At 64.8% G+C, this 18,068-nt stretch carries 16 protein-coding genes; 6 read left to right on the top strand and 10 right to left on the bottom strand.

The window, feature by feature from the left end; all coding sequences use genetic code 11:
* The first annotated feature begins 42 nt into the window (after positions 1-42).
* On the top strand, positions 43-720 hold the full coding sequence (locus JQ573_RS04695) for a L,D-transpeptidase (protein WP_212311499.1): 678 nt from the start codon (positions 43-45) through the stop codon (positions 718-720).
* Between the two features lie 26 nt (positions 721-746).
* On the opposite strand, the gene JQ573_RS04690 is transcribed toward JQ573_RS04695, so the two are convergent.
* Positions 747-1,973 carry an extensin family protein gene (locus tag JQ573_RS04690; protein ID WP_409334631.1) on the bottom strand — a complete coding sequence of 409 codons (1,227 nt, stop codon included), beginning with the start codon at positions 1,971-1,973 and terminating at the stop codon, positions 747-749.
* Between the two features lie 76 nt (positions 1,974-2,049).
* Here JQ573_RS04690 and JQ573_RS04685 point away from each other — a divergent pair, with 76 nt between their 5' ends.
* Both JQ573_RS04685 and JQ573_RS04680 read left to right on the top strand, forming a co-directional pair.
* Positions 2,050-3,678, top strand: coding sequence for a fatty-acid--CoA ligase (locus tag JQ573_RS04685; protein ID WP_212311500.1), 1,629 nt, complete (start codon positions 2,050-2,052; stop codon positions 3,676-3,678).
* A 270-nt stretch (positions 3,679-3,948) separates the two neighbouring features.
* Entirely contained in the window at positions 3,949-4,806 is an 858-nt protein-coding gene (locus JQ573_RS04680) for a DUF1499 domain-containing protein (protein WP_212311501.1), read from the top strand.
* Positions 4,807-4,855: 49 nt separating this feature from the next.
* Here JQ573_RS04680 and JQ573_RS04675 read toward each other — a convergent pair whose 3' ends face one another.
* The 4 genes from JQ573_RS04675 to JQ573_RS04660 form a co-directional block, all read right to left on the bottom strand.
* Positions 4,856-5,773: an MBL fold metallo-hydrolase gene (locus JQ573_RS04675; RefSeq protein ID WP_212311502.1), complete on the bottom strand. Its 918-nt coding sequence runs from the start codon at positions 5,771-5,773 to the stop codon at positions 4,856-4,858.
* Positions 5,774-5,908: 135 nt separating this feature from the next.
* Complete coding sequence (locus tag JQ573_RS04670) at positions 5,909-7,123, bottom strand: acyl-CoA dehydrogenase (RefSeq protein WP_173641390.1); 1,215 nt, start codon at positions 7,121-7,123, stop codon at positions 5,909-5,911.
* A gap of 167 nt (positions 7,124-7,290) precedes the next feature.
* Entirely contained in the window at positions 7,291-8,367 is a 1,077-nt protein-coding gene (gene ribB / locus JQ573_RS04665; protein WP_050402376.1) for a 3,4-dihydroxy-2-butanone-4-phosphate synthase, read from the bottom strand.
* Between the two features lie 256 nt (positions 8,368-8,623).
* Positions 8,624-10,369 carry a cation:proton antiporter gene (locus tag JQ573_RS04660; RefSeq protein WP_212311503.1) on the bottom strand — a complete coding sequence of 582 codons (1,746 nt, stop codon included), beginning with the start codon at positions 10,367-10,369 and terminating at the stop codon, positions 8,624-8,626.
* 59 nt (positions 10,370-10,428) lie between these two features.
* Between JQ573_RS04660 and JQ573_RS04655 the strand changes: the two genes are divergently transcribed.
* Both JQ573_RS04655 and JQ573_RS04650 read left to right on the top strand, forming a co-directional pair.
* Positions 10,429-10,971, top strand: coding sequence for a DUF3124 domain-containing protein (locus JQ573_RS04655; RefSeq protein ID WP_409334630.1), 543 nt, complete (start codon positions 10,429-10,431; stop codon positions 10,969-10,971).
* Positions 10,972-11,032: 61 nt separating this feature from the next.
* Complete coding sequence (locus JQ573_RS04650) at positions 11,033-12,271, top strand: PLP-dependent aminotransferase family protein (RefSeq protein WP_212311504.1); 1,239 nt, start codon at positions 11,033-11,035, stop codon at positions 12,269-12,271.
* Between the two features lie 18 nt (positions 12,272-12,289).
* On the opposite strand, the gene hpaD is transcribed toward JQ573_RS04650, so the two are convergent.
* The 3 genes from hpaD to JQ573_RS04635 form a co-directional block, all read right to left on the bottom strand.
* Positions 12,290-13,144 carry a 3,4-dihydroxyphenylacetate 2,3-dioxygenase gene (gene hpaD / locus JQ573_RS04645; protein ID WP_212311505.1) on the bottom strand — a complete coding sequence of 285 codons (855 nt, stop codon included), beginning with the start codon at positions 13,142-13,144 and terminating at the stop codon, positions 12,290-12,292.
* A 23-nt stretch (positions 13,145-13,167) separates the two neighbouring features.
* Positions 13,168-13,467, bottom strand: coding sequence for a helix-turn-helix domain-containing protein (locus JQ573_RS04640; RefSeq protein ID WP_249131213.1), 300 nt, complete (start codon positions 13,465-13,467; stop codon positions 13,168-13,170).
* A gap of 62 nt (positions 13,468-13,529) precedes the next feature.
* Complete coding sequence (locus JQ573_RS04635; protein ID WP_212311506.1) at positions 13,530-14,810, bottom strand: amidohydrolase family protein; 1,281 nt, start codon at positions 14,808-14,810, stop codon at positions 13,530-13,532.
* Between the two features lie 232 nt (positions 14,811-15,042).
* On the opposite strand from JQ573_RS04635, the gene JQ573_RS04630 reads away from it, so the two are divergent.
* A complete protein-coding gene (locus JQ573_RS04630) occupies positions 15,043-15,261 on the top strand; it encodes a hypothetical protein (RefSeq protein WP_212311507.1) in 219 nt (72 codons plus the stop codon).
* Positions 15,262-15,352: 91 nt separating this feature from the next.
* On the opposite strand, the gene JQ573_RS04625 is transcribed toward JQ573_RS04630, so the two are convergent.
* Together JQ573_RS04625 and JQ573_RS04620 are read right to left on the bottom strand one after the other, a co-directional pair.
* A complete protein-coding gene (locus JQ573_RS04625; RefSeq protein ID WP_212311508.1) occupies positions 15,353-16,171 on the bottom strand; it encodes an aldo/keto reductase in 819 nt (272 codons plus the stop codon).
* 164 nt (positions 16,172-16,335) lie between these two features.
* Positions 16,336-17,916 carry an alkaline phosphatase gene (locus JQ573_RS04620; protein WP_212311509.1) on the bottom strand — a complete coding sequence of 527 codons (1,581 nt, stop codon included), beginning with the start codon at positions 17,914-17,916 and terminating at the stop codon, positions 16,336-16,338.
* Positions 17,917-18,068: the final 152 nt, after the last annotated feature.

The following is an 18,068-nucleotide window of genomic DNA, read 5'->3' as shown; positions in this document are numbered from 1 at the left end:
TCGTGGCGCTTTGAGGCGCGGATTTTCGATTGGAACGTAATCATGTCGTCGTTCAAAGTTACCTTTGGGATCCTGGCCGCAGGCCTGATGTTGTCGGGTTGCATGCAGGCCACAACCTATGAGGCCACCAACACCGCCGCCTTCAAGCCGCATGACAAGGAACTGCTGGCCAAGACCAGCTACGTCAAGACGCCGGTGGCCGAGCCGTTCCGCCGCGCCATCGTCGAATATCACCGCAAGGAAGCCGCCGGCTCGATCGTGGTCGATTCCGACAACCATTACCTCTACTACGTGCTGAACGACGGCAAGGCGATCCGCTACGGCATCACCGTCGGCGAAGAAGCCATGGCATGGTCCGGCATTGCCAAGGTCGGCAGCATGACCGAATGGCCGGCTTGGCATCCCACCCCCGGCGAAATCTCGCGCCTCGGCGTTCCGACCTTCGTGGCCCCCGGCCCGGACAATCCGATGGGCTCGCGCGCGATGTATCTCTACTCGGGCGGCAAGGACACGCTGTTCCGCATCCACGGCACCAACCAGCCGGAATACATCGGCTCGTCGATCTCCTCGGGCTGCATCCGCATGACCAACGAGGACGTCATCGACCTCTACAACCGCGTCAAGCTCGGCACCATCGTCGTGGTGCTGGAGCCGAAGCACGGCGACTCGCCCTACAAGCCGCAGATGGCCCTGCAGGGCGCCGGCGGCACGACCTACTGATCGCAATCACGTCGCAGCAATCGCGATCAAAGGCGCCGGCTTTGCCGGCGCTTTTTTGTTGGCTGCGGCTTGGTCTCGGCAGCGCCGTCGGGCGCGGCCGCATCATCTGATTTCGCCGCATCCGGCTCATCGGCCTTGCCGCGGTCGGCTTCGGATCGGTCTGGCTTGGATGAGTCCGGCTTGGACGCGTCCGATTTTGCGGCGACCTCGCGCGGCGGCGCCTCTCCGGGGCGCTCGGCCGGCAACAGCGGCGCGACACGCGGCAGAGGATCGTCAACGTTCCACTGGCAGATCCGGTAATTGTTGCGACGCTCGATCAGGTCGAGATGGACGTGGTCCTCGTGGTACCAGTCCGAGCCCGGGCCGAGCACGGTGGAGAAGCGGGCGCAGACCGAATGCAGCACGGTCTCGCGCAGATCGCGCGGCACGCTGCGGTCGGTCAGCGAGATCGACTTGCCGTTGGCGAGACCGAAGGCGCGCACGTCGAGCGCATTGGCGCGGCCATGTTCGGAGAGCTGCGCGCCGGCGATGCGGTTGCGGCCGCGGCACTCGAACGAGTCGAAATTGTCGAGATTGCTGATCCCGCCCCCGAGGCTCTGCGCCAGCGGCGCGATATCGGTGCGGACCCAGTCGGCGACTGCACTTGCCATCTTGCAGCGGAGGATCGCCGCGGGCTTGACCGCGACCTTGCGCTTGTCCGGCAGCACGATGGCCTCGAGCCGCACCAGATCCTCGCCGCCGCAGCCGCCGGCGCCGTGGATATCCGGAATGCTCGGCGCGATCGCGATCTCCTCGGTCAGCGCCTGCCGGCAGGCCGAAAGCTGCGGCCTCTGAGGCTCGGCAGGCTTGGCTGCTTCGGTCGGCCTGGCCGTCTCGCCGGGCCTGGCAGCCTCGGCAGGCGCGGCCTGTGGCGGTGCCGCAGCCGCTGGCGGCTCGGGCTCCGCGGCCACAGGCGCGTGAGCTGCCTCAGGCGCGTGAGCTGCCGCAGGCGCGTCAGTTGCTGCCGGCGCCTCCGCGGGGCGTGGCTTCGGCAGCGGCACCGCTGAGCGGCGGACCGCCTTGTGCGCCCTGTGCGGCCGGGTGCCGAACAGATCGTCCCAGGGAAAGCCAGGCGCGCCGCGGCCGGCCTGCGCGGGCCCCGCTTGCATGCCAAGGCAGAGCAGCGCGGCGGCAGCGGTAACCATTGCCGCGCCCCCGCGACGAAACGCGCCATCAGGCCATTTTCGGCTTGCTTTCTCCGCGCTACAGTTCATGTCAGTTCCATGATTTTACTGCCGGCCGTCCAAGATGCCGGCGGATCATGCGTGAGGATCGAGGAGGGATTTGCGTATGCTTGGCTTGATGCAAGATTGGCCCTTGCTATGTCACAAGATTATTGAGCACGCCGCCAAATATCACGGCACGCAGGAAGTCGTGACCCGGTCGGTCGAAGGCCCCATTCATCGCACCAACTACGCCCAGATCCATGCGCGCGCGCTGAAGGTCTCGCAGAGCCTCGAGCGCGACGGCATCAAGCTCGGCGATCGCGTCGCCACCATCGCCTGGAACACCTGGCGCCACCTCGAGGTCTGGTACGGCATCATGGGGATCGGCGCGATCTGCCATACGGTCAATCCACGACTGTTTCCGGAACAGATCGCCTGGATCGTCAACCACGCCCAGGACCGCATCGTCGTCACCGACCTCACCTTCGTTCCGGTGCTGGAGAAGATCGCCAGCCAGCTGCCGAGCGTCGAGCGCTACGTGGTGCTGACCGACAAGGCGCACATGCCGCAGACCACGCTGAAGAACGCGGTCGCCTATGAGGACTGGATCGCGGCATCCGACGGCAAGTTCGAGTGGAAGACCTTCGACGAGAACACCGCCGCAGCGATGTGCTACACCTCCGGCACGACGGGCGATCCCAAGGGTGTGCTCTATTCGCACCGGTCCAACGTGTTGCACGCGCTGATGGCCAACTCGAAGGACGCGCTCGGCACCTCCGCGTCGGACACAATGCTTCCGGTGGTGCCCTTGTTCCATGCCAACAGCTGGGGCATCGCGTTCTCCGCGCCGTCGATGGGCACCAAGCTGGTGATGCCCGGCCCGAAGCTCGATGGCGCCTCGGTATACGAACTGCTGTCGACCGAGAAGGTCACCCATACCGCGGGTGTCCCGACGGTGTGGCTGATGCTGCTGCAATACATGGCGGCCAACAATGTCAAGCTGCCGGATCTGCAGATGGTGATCTGCGGCGGTTCGGCGATGCCGCGCTCGATGATCAAGGCGTTCCTCGACATGGGCAGCCAGGTGCGCCACGCCTGGGGCATGACCGAGATGAGCCCGCTCGGCACGCTGGCCACGCTGAAGCCGCCATTCAACACGCGCACCGGCGAGGAGCGGCTCGACATCCTGCAGACCCAGGGCTACCCGCCGTTCGGCGTGGAGATGAAGATCACCGACGATGCCGGCAAGGAGCTGCCGTGGGACGGCAAGACCTTCGGCCGTCTCAAGGTCTCCGGCCCCGCGATCGCAAAAGCCTACTTCCGGGTCGATAGCAACATCCTCGACGATGCCGGCTTTTTCGACACCGGCGACGTCTCGACGATGGACGAGCACGGCTACATGCGGATCACCGACCGCTCCAAGGACGTGATCAAGTCCGGCGGCGAATGGATCTCCTCGATCGATCTCGAGAACCTCGCGGTCGGCCACCCGGCGGTCGCGGAAGCGGCCGTGATCGGCGTCCATCACCCCAAATGGGACGAGCGGCCGCTGCTGATCGTGCAGCTCAAGCAGGGCGAGAGCGCCACCCGCGAGGACATCCTGAAATTCATGGACGGCAAGATCGCCAAATGGTGGATGCCCGACGACGTCGCTTTCGTCGACGGCATCCCCCACACCGCGACCGGCAAGATCCTGAAGACCGCGCTGCGCGACCAGTTCAAGGATTACACCTTCCCGACCGCCGCGGCGTAGGGAAAACCGTAGCCCGGATGGAGCGAAGCGCAATCCGGGGTTCGGCGTTCGACGGAAAGACCTGCCCCGGATTTCGCTTTGCTCCATCCGGGCTACGAAGCTGCTGCGGCTTGAATGACCCTGGTTGACGCCGTGGCCGGGGCATGGCCGCCTGTCCAGGACGCTTCGTCCCCCAAATCCCTTGAATTCGCCGCAGGTCCGTGGTCTCACACGATCATTGGCGGCGGCTGAGGTCGCCCAAGGACATCTCAACCGGCAGATTTTTCGACGATGGCGCGCAGGTTTTCCGCTCCCTACCAGCAGGAGCCCGTGTCCGGTCTCGCCACCTGGTCGCGCAACCTCGCCATCTTCTCCGTCGTCGCGGTGGTGGTCTCGATCATCATCGTTCGCTTCGGGTTCCTGGAGGTCAAACCGGCGCTGGCCACCTTCTTCGGCGCGCTGGGCTTGGCCGGCCTGTCGATCCTGCTCGGGCTGGCCGCCTTCGCCGCGATCTGGCAGAACGGCACCCGCGGCATGGGCCGGATCCTGCTCGCGTTCCTGATCGACGCCGCGATCCTCGGCTACCCGGCCTATCTCACCTATCAGTACCGCAAGCTGCCGCGGATCTACGACGTCACCACCGACGCGATCGACCCGCCGAAATTCGAGGCGCTGGCGCGGCTGCGCACCGGCGAAGGCACCAACCCGGCCGCCTATGCCGGCCTCTATTCGGCCGAGAAGCAGCGCGCCGCCTATCCCGATATCGAAACCGTCGAACTGGAAACCCCGGTCGACCGTGCCTATGAGATGACCTTGCGGCTGGTGAACCGCCGCAAATGGCTCGTCATCGACGCACGCGCGCCGCAGCCGCCGCGCCGGATCGGCCGCATCGAGGCGGTGGCCCGCACGCCGATCATGGGCTTCCGCGAGGACGTCTCGATCCGGGTCACGCCCGACGACGAGGACTCGCGCGTCGATATCCGCTCCGCCTCGCGCTATTTCGACGCCGATCTCGGCAGCAATGCCGCGCGCGTCAAGAAGCTGATCGAGGACCTCAACTCCGCCGCCGACAACGAAAACGCCAAGCCGGCGAAGAAGGCGGCCCCGGTCGCGCCGAAGGCGCCGCCGGCGAAGTCGGTGAAGAAGTGATTCACCTCGTCATTCCGGGGCGCGCGCAGCGCGAACCCCGGAATGACAGTCAGGCTATCCGGTACGTTCCGCCGATCACCGGATCGCCATCCGTCGCCACGATGCCGCGCGCGACCAGATCCTCCAGATGCGCCAGCACCGAATAGCCGGCGGCATTGGCGAGGCGCGGGTCGAGCCCGATATAGATCGCCCGCACCATGGTCGGGATGTCGGCCTCGCCCTTGCCGAGGCGATGCAGGATCGACGCTTCGCGCGCCCGGCGATGCCGCGCCAGGAAACGGACATAGCGCGGGCCTTCCCGAATCTCCGGGCCGTGGCCCGAGAAATAGATCTGCTCGGGCCGCTGCTCCAGCCGCTCCAGCGAGGCCATGTAGTCGATCATCGAACCGTCCGGCGGCGCCACGATCGAGGTCGACCAGCCCATCACATGGTCGCCGACGAAATTGATGCTGCGCTCGGCCCACGCGAACGCCAGGTGGTTGGCGGTGTGGCCGGGCGTCGCGACCGCCTCCAGCGCGAAGCCCGCGCCCTCGATCACGTCGCCGTGCTTGACCTCGATGTCGGGCCGGAAATCGCGGTCGGCGCCGGATTCCGGATTGTGCTTCTCGCTTTCGAAGCGCGGGCGCGAGGCGCGGTGCGGCCCCTCGGCATAGACCGGCGCGCCGGTCGCAGCCTTGATCCGCGGCGTGTTCGGCGAATGGTCGCGATGGGTATGGGTGACCAGGATATGCGTCACGGTTTCGCCCTTGACCGCATCGAGCAGCGCCTTCGCATGCGCCTCATCGTCGGGACCGGGATCGATGATCGCGACCTTGCCCTGACCTACGATGTAGCTGACCGTGCCGGTGAAGGTGAACGGGCTCGGATTGTTGCAGAGGACACGGCGCACGCCGGGGCGGACCTGCTCGACCACGCCGGCCTTCAGCGGAAAATCGCGGTTGAACGGGATGTCGTCGTTGTCGGCCATGGCTTTTGTCCGTGATGTCCGGATTCTCTTTGAACTCGTCATGCCCGGGCTTGTCCCGGGCATCCACGTTGCGAGCCCCAAGACGTGGATGGCCGCGACAAGCGCGGCCATGACGACGTTTAGGTGGGCGCCGCTTTACGAGAACGCCTGGATGCCGGTGATCGCGCGGCCGAGGATCAGCGCATGGACGTCGTGCGTGCCCTCATAGGTGTTCACTGTCTCGAGGTTCGCGGCGTGACGCATCACGTGATACTCGATCTGGATGCCGTTGCCGCCGTGCATGTCGCGCGCCATGCGGGCGATGTCGAGCGACTTGCCGCAATTGTTGCGCTTGACGATCGAGATCATCTCGGGCGCCATCTTGCCCTCGTCCATCAGGCGGCCGACGCGCAACGAGGCCTGCAGGCCGAGCGCGATCTCGGTCTCCATATCGGCGAGCTTCTTCTGCACCAGCTGGGTGGCGGCGAGCGGGCGGCCAAACTGCTTGCGGTCGAGCGTGTACTGACGTGCGCGGTGCATGCAATCCTCGGCGGCGCCGAGCGCGCCCCAGGAGATGCCGTAGCGGGCGCGGTTGAGGCAGCCGAACGGGCCCTTGAGGCCGGAGACGTTGGGCAGCAGTGCGCTTTCCGGCACCACGACGTTGTCGAGCACGATCTCGCCGGTGATCGAGGCACGCAGCGAGAGCTTGCCGCCGATCTTCGGCGCCGACAGGCCCTTCATGCCCTTCTCCAGGATGAAGCCGCGGATCTGGTTGTCATGGGCGGCCGACTTGGCCCACACCACGAACACGTCGGCGATCGGCGCATTCGAGATCCACATCTTGGCGCCGTTGAGCTTGTAGCCGTCGGCCACCTTCTCGGCACGAGTCTTCATGCCGCCGGGATCGGAACCGGCGTCCGGCTCGGTCAGGCCGAAGCAGCCGACCCATTCGCCGGTCGCGAGCTTGGGGAGATACTTCTTGCGCTGGTTCTCGTCGCCATAGGCGTAGATCGGATACATCACCAGCGACGACTGCACCGAGTTCATCGAGCGATAGCCGCTATCGACGCGCTCGATCTCGCGCGCCACCAGGCCATAGGCCACGTAGCTCGCATTGGCACAGCCATATTCCTCGGGCAGCGTCACGCCGATCAGGCCGAGCTCACCCATCTCGTTGAAGATCTCGCGGTCGGTCTTCTCTTCCAGATAGGCCTTGGTGACCCGCGGCAACAGCTTGTCCTGCGCATAGGCCCGCGCCGTGTCGCGGATCAGGCGCTCGTCTTCGGTGAGCTGGTCGTCGAGCAGGAACGGATCATCCCACTGGAAGCTGGCGGCAGCCGGCTTGTCCTTGGCCTGGGGGCGCACGCTCATGAAACATCCTTTCGCATCGTCTCTCGGAAATTGGCGGATAAATTAAAGCGCTATGCTGCGAAGCGCAATTGAATTGGGTTGTCGTCATTCCGGGGCACGCGAGAGCGTAAAATCCCGAGATTCCGGGTTCGATGCTGACGCATCGCCCCGGAATGACGGGTGCTATGCTAGCACTCCAGCCTCTCGTTCGACACGATCTCGATGCCGAAACCGGACAAACCCTTGTAGTCGTGCACCGAAGAGGTCAGGTGGCGGATCGAGGTGATGCCGAGATCGCGCAGGATCTGTGCGCCGACGCCGACCTCGCGCCATTGCTTGTTGCGATCGGCCTCCGCCGATTTCTGCTCGCTCACCGGCTGGACCGGAACACCGGCGGCACCGTCGCGCAGATAGACCAGCACGCCGCGGCCGGCATCCTTGAAGTGCCGCAACACGGCTTCCATCCGCGCCGGACCGGTGAAGAGGTCTGTCACGATATTGGGCTTGTGCAGCCGGGTCAGCACGTCCCGGCCATCCCCGATGCCGTTATAGACGAAGGCGGCATGCATGATCTCGTCGAAGGGCGAGCGATAGGCATAGCCTTGCAGCGGGCCGATCGGGCTTTCGGTGGTGAAGGTCGCGACCCGCTCGATCAGCTTCTCGCGCGCCTGGCGATAGGCGATCATGTCCGCGATCGTGACATGCTTGAGCTTGTGGGCGGCGGCGAATTTCGCGACCTGCTCGCCCTTCATCACGGTTCCATCGTCGTTCATCAGCTCGCTGATGACGCCGACCGGCGGCAGGCCGGAGAGCCGGCACAGATCGACCGCAGCCTCGGTGTGACCGGAGCGCAGCAGCACGCCGCCGTCGCGCGCGATCAGCGGGAAGATGTGGCCGGGGCGCGCAAAATCGTTGGCGCCGGCGTTGGGATTGGCGAGCGCGCGGCAGCAGGAGGCGCGTTCGTCGGCGGAGATGCCGGTGCCGCCATCGGGCTTGTAGTCGATCGAGACGGTGAAGGCCGTGGTGTGGTTGGACTCGTTATGCGCCACCATCGGGTCGAGCCGCAGCCGGCGGGCATCCTCGGTCGTGATCGGCGCGCACACGATGCCGGAGGTGTGACGGATGATGAAGGCCATCTTTTCCGCCGTGCAGAACGACGCCGCGACGATCAAATCGCCCTCGCCTTCCCGATCGTCATCGTCGGTGACGACGACGAGTTCACCCTTCGCAAAGGCTTGCAGCACTTCCTGGATCGTATCGGCCATTGTCCTGACATCTCGCTTTATGCAGGCAGTGGATTAGCCGGGTTCCGATGTCAGCGCCAGTATCATTATGCAACCCGCCATGCGTCCGGCAGGCATACCAGGACGGTGACAGGAGCCTGTAGCCCGGATGGAGCGAAGGACATTTCCGCGTGCGCGGTCCCCGGATTTCGCTTCGCTCCATCCGGGCTACAAGGCTGCCTTGTTTGAGCATGATCTTGTCGGAAAACCGGTCCCCACTTTTCCGGATCATGCTCGCCTACGGCAGCACCTCGCGCCGGTCGCTGAGCTGGGCGTCCAGCTCGGCGCGCTTGTCGTCGAGCAGGCCGGCATCGGCGGCCTCGATCACCGAATAGAGCTCGCCGGCGTCGCTGAGCCGGGTCACCGTGACGTAGTCGGCGCCGGCGGTGTAGAGGTCGTCGACACCGGTCAGGAGATCGGCGGTGGCAACAACCTTCGCGGTCGGGTTCAGGGCGCGGACGTGGCGCACCAGCTTCTCATTGTCGGCACCGACCAAGAGGAAATCAGGCACGCTCAGGATGATGATCTCGGCCTTGCCGATGCCGGCATGAACCAGCGTATCGACATTGCTGATGTCGCCATAGATCACATGCATGCCGCGGTCGGTCAGCGTGCGGAACACCAGCGGGTTGAAGTCGATGACGCTGATCTGCTCGAGCAACGACTGGTTCTGCCGCTCGATCTGGCTGATCAGCGCGCTCGCGGCGCGGAAAAAGCCGAGGATGACGATGCGCCGGATTTCGCCATGTCCCTCCTCCTGGCCGCCCTCCTGCCCGGACGCGCCGCCGCCCTCGCGTCGATGGTCGAGGTCACGCAGCCCGATCCGCTTCAACGGACCGATCAGGCCGCGCACGATCTGGTCGCTGCGGGCCATCGCGAAGGTCGAGAGCACCGCCAGCACCACGAAGGCGAATGAGACCGCATTCGCGGTTTCGGTCCCGATATGGTTGGCGGCAACGCCGGTCTGGATCACCACCAGCGAGAACTCGGAAATCTGCGCCAGATTGATCGCCGGCAGCAGGCTGGCGCGCAGGCCCTGCTTCATCAGATAGAGCGGCGTGAACGTCGTGACCAGGCGGCTCACCACCGTGAAGGCCGCGATGACAAGCGCGAGCCAGATCACCTGTAAGCCTGGGATCGGGATCGTCATGCCGAGCGCGACGAAAAACAGCGTGATGAAGAAATCCCGCAGTGTCGTGACTTTGGCAGTAACGTCGAGCGCGTAGGGAAAGGTCGAGATCGAGACGCCGGCGACCAGCGAGCCCATCTCACGCGACAGATGCAGCCGCTCGGCGATCTCGCCGATCAGGAAGCACCAGGCGAGCGCGCCGAGCAGCACCAGCTCGGGCCGGCGCGCGATCTGGTGGAACAGCCGCGGCAGCACGTAGCGGCTGAGCACCAGCGCGGTCGCGACCAGCACCGCGACGCGGGCGATCGACAGCAGCACGACGCTGATCTGCAGATTGTCCAGGCTCGGCTGCACCGCCAGGAACAGGATCGCGAAGATGTCCTGCAGCACCAGCACGCCGAGCGTGATGCGGCCCGGCAACGTATCCAGCTCGCGCTTCTCGTAGAGCACCTTGACGATGATCACGGTCGAGGACAGCGCGCAGGCGACGCAGAGATAGACCGCATCGAACTTGCCGCCGCCAATCGCAAGCCCGATCCCGGCAAAGAACGCCACGCCGATCAGGCAGCCGCCGATCAGCTCGCCGGCGCCGGCGAACAGGATGACCTTGCCGGCACGGATGATCTTCTTGAGGTCGATTTCCAGCCCGATCATGAACAGCATGAAGATCAGGCCGAGCTCGGAGATGACGCTGATCGACTCCTGGGACTTGATCCAGCCCATGCCGAATGGACCAATGAAAAAGCCGGCGATAAGGTAGGCCAGTATCAGCGGTTGCCGGGAGAAATGGGCGAGCAGCCCAATCCCCCAGGCAAACAGGATACAGAGCGTGATATCGCGAATGAGTTCATGCATACGTCAAAGACTTCCTGTTGCCGCAACCTAGAGGGCCGGGCGTGAGGATCAACCGAGCAATGTGTCACATCCGCGCAGGCGGCATTTTCTTGGCAGTTTTGCTCTGCCTGCCCACCGTGCGCATGACAGAGGCGCTAGCACAATCCCCCGGAAGTATTGAACAAAATTTTGCGAACTCGCTGACCGCGATGCCATCGGAAGGCCTCACCGCCTCCGGTGCATTCTACGTGCCGGTCTATTCCAGCGTGTCGATGAGCCAGGGCAAGCTCAGGGCCGATTTTTCGGTGACGCTCAGCGTGCACAACGCCTCCGAGACGAGGCCGCTGGTGCTGAAGCGGATCGCCTATTTCGACACATCAGGCAAGATGGTGGAGAGTTACCTCAAATCGCCGATCGCGCTAAAACCGTTTGCGACCGTCGAGATCTCGATCGCCACGACCGATACCCGCGGCGGCACCGGCGCGAATTTCGTGGTCGATTGGGCGGCGGCCGGCGAGATCGCGGAACCGGCGGTCGAGGCATTGATGGTCGGCAGCGTCGGTGCCGGGCACTATGCCTTCATCAGCCAGGGTCGCCCGATCAGGCTGACCGGCAAGAATTGACTTCATGGAGGGCCCCCTACCACGGGCCTTCTCAACGACAACAACACGGAGCGAAACGTCCATGTCCACCTCAGCCCAGTTCGACTTTGCACCGCTGCTTCCGGCCGGCCTGCCTGCGCCGGCCGCGCGCTGGACCGGGCTCGCCAAATACAGCTTCGTCGGCGGCAACAACGATCCCGACCAGGTGCCGGTCGACGGGCTGCTGGAAGCCGTCAATGCCGTGCTGAAGCGCGAGGGCAGGAATCTCGCGACCTACAACCTCGCGCACGGGCCGCAGGGCTATCTGCCGTTGCGCCAGTTCCTGACCGAAAAGCTGAAGCGCGATGCCGGCATTGCCTGCACGCCGGACGAGATCATGATCGTCTCCGGCTCGCTGCAGGCGCTCGACCTGGTCAATCACACATTGCTCGCCAAGGGCGACACCGTGCTGATCGAGCAGGAAACCTATCAGGGTTCGCTGAACCGGCTGACCCGGCTCGGCGTCAGCGCGGTCGGCATTCCCCTCGATGGCGACGGCATCCGGATCGATGCGCTGGCCGCAGCGCTCGCCGATCACAAGCGGCGCGGCATCACGCCGAAATACATCTACACCATTCCGACCGTGCAGAACCCGACCGGCTCGATCCTCCCCGAAAGCCGCCGCGCCGAGATGCTGAAGCTGTCGAGAGAATACGGCGTGCCGATCTTCGAGGACGATTGCTATGCCGATCTGATCTGGAACGGCGAACGGCCGCCCGCGATCTATGCCATGAGCAAGCATGGCGGCGTGATCCATATCGGCTCGTTCTCGAAGTCGATCGCGCCGGCGCTGCGGGTCGGCTTCATCGTCGCGCCCTGGGAAATCATGTCGCGGATGCTGCCGCTGAAGACCGACGCCGGCTCCGGCGCGCTGGAGCAGATGGTGCTCTCGGAATATTGCGCGCCGCATTTTGCGACCCACGTGCCGCGGCTGACCAAGGGCCTGCGCGCCAAGCTCGACACGCTGATGGAGGCGCTGAACGAGCAGTTCGGCACTGCGGCCGAATTCGAGGCGCCGAAGGGCGGCATCTTCCTCTGGGTCAAGCTGCCCGACAATGTCGACACCATGAAGCTCTATCAGGCGGCGCTTGCCGCCGGGGTCTCGATCAATCCGGGACCGGAATGGTCGACCAGCAAGGCGCATTCCGGCAGCCGGCTCCGCCTCTGCTTCGCCAGCCCCTCGCATGAGCAGATCCGCGAAGGCGTCGCGGTGCTGGCCGAAGTGTGCCGCAAGGAGTTCGGCGTGCCGGCGCGCAGCAGCAATGTGGAGAAGCGCGGCTAGCGATCCGCATTCGCCGTCTCACGCGGTCAGGTGAAATTCCACATGCACCTGGCCGCTGCCGCTCGACGGGAAGTAGTCGCAGAGTTGCTCGGCGGCGCCACGAAAATCGTACCAGCCCAGCGCGGCAAACAGCATGATGGTATCGGCCATTCCGCCCTCGCCGTTACACCTCGTGGCGTAATCCGGGAGCATGTCGAGGAACTCCCGGTAACGGCGCTGCTGCCACAGCTCGAGAACGCGCAGATCGACCTGGCGGTTGAATTCACTGGCGATCGACGTCCAGGCTTCGGGCCCGAGCTGCTTGTTCGGCAATAGCCGATGCGACAGCGATCCGCTGGCGAGCAGCGCGACCCGCTCGCCGGACAGCGCGACCGCACGGCGGGTCGCCTCGCCGAGCAGCCTGCTTTCCTCGATCGACGTGAAGAGCGGCGATGCGACGGACACGACCTTGGCCGAGCCATCTTGGTTCAGGTAGTGCATCGGGACGATGGTGCCGTATTCAAGACCGAGGCTTTCGACGCGGTGCGCCATCACATTGAGGCCGTCGCCTGCCGCCTCGCGTGCAATCGCTTCCGCAAGCGCGGTATTCCCCGGCCAGTCGTAGCGCAGGTCCTTGATCATCTGCGGTGCCTCGTGGCTCGTGAACGAGCCGCGATGCCGGGTATTGGCGTTGACGTGGTAGCCGAAATTGGACAGCCAATGGGTATCGAACACCACGAAGGTGGACACGCCGCGTTCTCTGGCGCGCCGGCCGAGCTCATGCAATGCCGCGACCGCGCCGGCCCGCGCGTCATGCAGTGGGTGATCCGGGCGTTCCGACAGCATCAGGGACGGTACGTGGCTGACCTTGGCAGCAAGAACGAGTTCACCCATCGGCGTGATCCTCCCCTTCCCGGTCAGGCCGCTTTGGGCGCGTCACTGCGGAACGCGTTCAAAATGCGCAGCAGCAGCACGATCGAGACGTTGCCCTTGCCCGATTCTATGAGAGCAATGTAGCGCTGCGACACGCCGGATCGGCGGGCGAGCTCGCGACGTGTCATACCGATATTCGCCCGTGCCCCGCGCACAGCCGCGCCCAGCTGCAGGAGGAAATCGCTTTCGGAAAACGTCGCACCGCCAGGCGCGGAAGAACGTACCGATCGGTCTATGGAGGAACGATTCCCGGTCACGACATGCCCCTCATGATAGCTCATCATCGACGAGCGGGATTTCCTGTCCTTGACAAGTATCAATGACAGGAAGCCGGCGGGGCTTGCCGCTATCGTACCGAAAACGGCGCCTGATAGGGCCGGCCGAACGGCACGCCGTTGACCACGGTCTGCACCGGCTTCAGTTGCAGATTGCCGTCGCGCTTGTTGTTGCGGGTGTCGACGAAGGAGACCGGGCCTTCGATGAGGTCCATGATCGCGACATCGCCGGGCGCGCCGCGCTGCAGCGTGCCGATTTTCGGGGTCCGGTTGATGATCCGCGCCGGCACCGAGGTCGCCATCGCCACCACCTGCTCCAGCGAGGAGCCCATCGCCAGGAACTTGCTCATCACGTTCGGCAGGAACGGGATGCCGGGCGAATTGCCCGAGAACACGTGGATGTCGGAGGAGATCGTGTCGGGCGTGCAGCCGGCAGGGATCGCGATCTCGGCCACCGTGAAATCGAAGCTGCCGCCGCCATGGCCGACGTCGAACAGCACGCCGCGCTGCTTGGCCGCGAGCGCCGCCGGCAACAGCTTGCCGTCCTGCACGATGTTGGTGAAGGCGCCGGACATGTTCGGCGCGCCGGAATAGGCGTGGGTGAGGATATCGCCCGGCCGCAGCAGGTCGAGGATGCCGGACATCAACTCCCTGGTCTCGACGCCGCCGATATGCACCATCATCCGCGCCGGCCAGCCGCACATCTCACAGGCCTGGATGCCGCGCTTCAGCGGCTCGACGCCGTGCTTGAAGATGACGTTTTCCGACATCCGCACCTTGACCCCGATCAGGAAGTCAGGGTTCTCGGCGAGCGCCATCGCGCAGGCTTCGACCTGGGCGTTGTCGATGTTGTAGAGCTCGGCCACCGGGAAGGCCGACAGGCCGTTGTTGGCGATATGGACGAAGGCATAGATCCGCGTCCGCGATTGCGCGACGATGAAGCGCCGCAGCGCCGCGAGATTGTTGACGCCGGCATCGCCGGCCGAGACGACGGTCGTGGTGCCCTGGAACTGCACCAGCTCGTCGGCGGGAATGCCGATCGCCGAGCCGTAGGGATAGACGTGGCAGTGCAAATCGACGAGGCCCGGCATCACGAGCTTGCCCGATGCGTCGATGGTCTTGGCGGCGCGCGCGGCAGGGATCTCGTCTTCGATCGCCTCGATCAGACCCCAGCGGATGCCGATGTCGCGCTTGCCGCGCAGCGACTGGCTGGGATCGATCACGTCGCCGCTCTTGATCACGAGGTCGAATTTGTCGTCCGGCCCCATCGCCGCAGCGGCCGGCCCTGCGATCACAGCAGCAGCGGCCGATCCCGTACCTTTCAAAAAATCCCGGCGTGAAAATTCACCCACGGCAACGTCCCCCCAAACATTGATACTTATGGCGCGATGATGCGTCGGACGCCGGGGTTAGGCAAGGCCACCGAAAGATGCAGCCACGCTCACGCATCGGTTGTGCAGCGAACGCGCGGCGAGCGTTGCGTTGGGGCCGTTGCTGAACAAGCGTTCAGAAAACTCACTCGGTTCCTGAGGAACGTTTCAACGCCTGCACGGTTGCCTCCTCGCATCATTTGAGGAGGATGAGATGAAAAAGTTTGGTTTTGTTCTTGCGGCGATTGGTGCCCTTGCAGTGGCCGTTCCGTCGATCGCGAGCGCCGAGACCGTCGTGATCAAGCGCGGCGGCCATCACCACTGGGATCGTGGCTGGGGCTCGCGGGCCGAGATGCGCCATGACCGTGGCTGGCATCGCGGCTGGCATCACGACCATGACCGCGCGATGGTGATCAGGCGGGACCGCTACTAAGTACCGACACATACGATAGACCGACACAACGGAAATGGCTCCTCGCGGAGCCATTTTCTTGTTCTACGTCCTCATCCGATGCTCGCAGGACTCAGTCCCACGCCGGAGCAAAGCCCGGATTGACGCAGCGCATGTCCTTGCGCAGCGCAGCGATCGCCTTGCGGTCGTCGTCGTCGAGCTTGACCTTCAGCGCGTCGAGATTGGCCTTCTGGCTTTCTGCGCGCGAGGCCTTCGGTATGGCCGCAACGCCCTCCTGGTCGAGCAGCCATTTCAGCGCCACCTGCGCTGCGGTCGCAGCATGCTTGCTGCCGATTTTCGCCAGCGTCTCGTCGGTTGCGAAACGACCCTGGGCGAGCGGACAATAGGCCACCAGCGGGATCGACTTCGCGGCGAGACATTTGCGCACCGGCGTCTGGTCCAGCATCGCGTGATATTCGATCTGGTTGCAGGCGATCGGCGCCTTGATGTCCTCGACAACGGTCTTGAGCAGTGCGGTGGTGAAATTGGCGACGCCGATCGCGCGGGTGCGGCCCTCCTGCTTCAGCTGCATCAGCGTCTCGAAGACAGCCGGCAGCTTCATGTTCCGCGACGGCCAATGCACCAGATAGAGGTCGACGTGGTCGAGACGCAGCTTCTTCAGGCTGGTGTCGAACGCTCTCCGGATCGCATCCGGCGCCAGGTTCTCGTGCCAGACCTTGGTGGTCACATGCAGGTCCTTGCGCGCGACCTTCGCGTCGGCGATCGCGGCCCCGATCGCCTCCTCATTGCCGTACATCTCGGCGGTGTCGATATGCCGGTAGCCGAGCCCGAGCGCGCTCTCGACCGCCGCGCGGCAGGCATCGCCCTGCATGCGGAAGGTGCCGAGCCCGAGCTGCGGCAGGCTGATGCCCTGTGTCTGCAGATTGTCCATGGATAGCTCCTGACGCGTGGGACGCCGATGTCATCGACGACGTCACGCCAGCAAATCGTCTGGTGGGAATGAAATTGGCAGAACTGCCAGCACGCAGTCTGCCCGCAAACCGGCCCTTCGGGCAAGGCGCCCGCAATCAAGATGTCGCGACGGCTTTCGCGAGCCTAGATATGTTGCGCCATGATCTGGCCGGGCCGCGCATCCGGCCGGGGCTCGATGTCGACCGACCAGAGATCGTGGTTGTCGACGTCCTTCAGCGTTACTTTCATCACGCCGGTCCTGCCGTCGATGTCGACGCGGCCGAAGAATTGCAGGCCGAAGCACGGCGCGAGATTGTCGCCCTGCTCGGCCGAGCAGCCCTTCTGGTACATCGCCTTCGGGCCAAAGGTGTTGTCGAGCTCGCCCGGCGACCAGGTGCCGGCATGCAGCGGGCCGGAGACGAATTCCCAGAACGGCTCGAACTCCTGAAACACGGCGCGGTTCGGATCATAATGATGCGCGGCGGTGTAGTGCATGTCGGCGGTGAGCCAGACCGTATTGCGAATGCCGGCGCGCTTCATGAAGGACAAGAGATCGGCGATCTCGTGCTCGCGCCGCTCCGGCGGGCCGTCGCCGAGCGCGACGGCGTCCAGGCTGACGAGGCCGATCGGCAGATCCGCGGCGATCACCTTCCAGACGGCATCTGATGCCACCAGCTCCCGCTTCAGCCAGGCGAGTTGGCTTTGGCCGAGGATGAATGCCTGGTCCGGGTCGCCCTGCTTGTTCCAGCTGGAATCGCGATAAGAGCGCATGTCGATGATGAAGACGTCGAGCAGCGGCCCGTAGGGGATCTTACGATAGACCCGGCCGTCGCGCTCCGGCATCAGCCGCATCGGCATGAATTCGTGGAAGGCGCGGCGCGCCCGTGCCACCAGGCGCGAGGTGCCGTCCGTGTCGTAACCGGTCGCATCGGCGGTGCCGATTGGCGACCAGTCGTCGGCCACCTCATGGTCGTCCCACTGCGCGAACATCGGCACCTCGGTATGGAAGGCGCGGAAATTCTCGTCGAGCCAGTTGTATTTGTAGTTGCCGCGAAACTGTTCGAGGCTGTGCGCGACCACCGATTTCTCCTCGGTGACGATGTTACGCCAGATCTCGCCGTTGGGCAGGGTCTGCTGCGGCGGCACCGTGCAATCGGCATAGATGTGATCGCCAGAATGGATGAAGAAATCCGGGCGCTCGTTCAGCATGGTGCGATAACTGCGCAGGCCGCCGCGCGCGGGGTCGATGCCCCAGCCCTGCCCGACCACGTCACCGGACCAGACGAAGGAGATCGAGCGGCGGTCGACCGGCGCGGTGCGGAAGTGCCCAATGCGGCTTTCGCCGGCGATGCCGTCGCGATCCTCGAAGCGGACCCGATAGAACAGGTCCTGTCCCGGCGGCAGGCCATCGAGCAGCAGCTTGGCGGTGAAGTCGCGCTCGGGCAGCGCATCGGCGGACGCCGTGCGCAGGATGGTGGCGAAGCTCTCGACCCCTGCGCATTCGATATGCATCCGCGCGGCGCGGTCGGCGCGGGCCCAGATGACAGCAGAATTGCTGGCGACGTCGCCGGACTGGATGCCCGCGATCGCGGGACGATCCGCGGCGCGGCTCAGGTAGGGCCTTGCCAGCGCGCCCAATCCTGCCAGCGCGGCCGTGGACGCCGAGCGCACCAGAAGCTGACGCCTTGTGAGGCCTCGCCCCCTCGCGGAGATCGCTGTCGGCATCGAACAACCTTCGTCGAATCGCAACGAAGGTTTTGCCCGCGCCGTTTGACTCCGCCCTTACGGTTTCTTGACTCTGCGCCGACGGTTTTGCGACGGCGGGATGACTCGGGGATATGGAGATCGGAACGGTGGCGTCAGGCGCCAAGCGCGCA

It is taken from the genome of Bradyrhizobium sp. AUGA SZCCT0105, assembly GCF_018129565.1.
Lineage (GTDB): Bacteria > Pseudomonadota > Alphaproteobacteria > Rhizobiales > Xanthobacteraceae > Bradyrhizobium.
Note: the sequence above shows the minus strand (reverse complement) of the source record. Positions and strands in the feature narration are given on the sequence as shown.

Coding starts and splice junctions, on each gene's coding strand:
- JQ573_RS04695 (WP_212311499.1), top strand. CDS start 43: ATGTCGTCGTTCAAAGTTACCTTTGGGATCCTGGCCGCAGGCCTGATG.
- JQ573_RS04690 (WP_409334631.1), bottom strand. CDS start 1,973: ATGAACTGTAGCGCGGAGAAAGCAAGCCGAAAATGGCCTGATGGCGCG.
- JQ573_RS04685 (WP_212311500.1), top strand. CDS start 2,050: ATGCTTGGCTTGATGCAAGATTGGCCCTTGCTATGTCACAAGATTATT.
- JQ573_RS04680 (WP_212311501.1), top strand. CDS start 3,949: ATGGCGCGCAGGTTTTCCGCTCCCTACCAGCAGGAGCCCGTGTCCGGT.
- JQ573_RS04675 (WP_212311502.1), bottom strand. CDS start 5,773: ATGGCCGACAACGACGACATCCCGTTCAACCGCGATTTTCCGCTGAAG.
- JQ573_RS04670 (WP_173641390.1), bottom strand. CDS start 7,123: ATGAGCGTGCGCCCCCAGGCCAAGGACAAGCCGGCTGCCGCCAGCTTC.
- ribB (WP_050402376.1), bottom strand. CDS start 8,367: ATGGCCGATACGATCCAGGAAGTGCTGCAAGCCTTTGCGAAGGGTGAA.
- JQ573_RS04660 (WP_212311503.1), bottom strand. CDS start 10,369: ATGCATGAACTCATTCGCGATATCACGCTCTGTATCCTGTTTGCCTGG.
- JQ573_RS04655 (WP_409334630.1), top strand. CDS start 10,429: ATGTGTCACATCCGCGCAGGCGGCATTTTCTTGGCAGTTTTGCTCTGC.
- JQ573_RS04650 (WP_212311504.1), top strand. CDS start 11,033: ATGTCCACCTCAGCCCAGTTCGACTTTGCACCGCTGCTTCCGGCCGGC.
- hpaD (WP_212311505.1), bottom strand. CDS start 13,144: ATGGGTGAACTCGTTCTTGCTGCCAAGGTCAGCCACGTACCGTCCCTG.
- JQ573_RS04640 (WP_249131213.1), bottom strand. CDS start 13,467: ATGATGAGCTATCATGAGGGGCATGTCGTGACCGGGAATCGTTCCTCC.
- JQ573_RS04630 (WP_212311507.1), top strand. CDS start 15,043: ATGAAAAAGTTTGGTTTTGTTCTTGCGGCGATTGGTGCCCTTGCAGTG.
- JQ573_RS04625 (WP_212311508.1), bottom strand. CDS start 16,171: ATGGACAATCTGCAGACACAGGGCATCAGCCTGCCGCAGCTCGGGCTC.
- JQ573_RS04620 (WP_212311509.1), bottom strand. CDS start 17,916: ATGCCGACAGCGATCTCCGCGAGGGGGCGAGGCCTCACAAGGCGTCAG.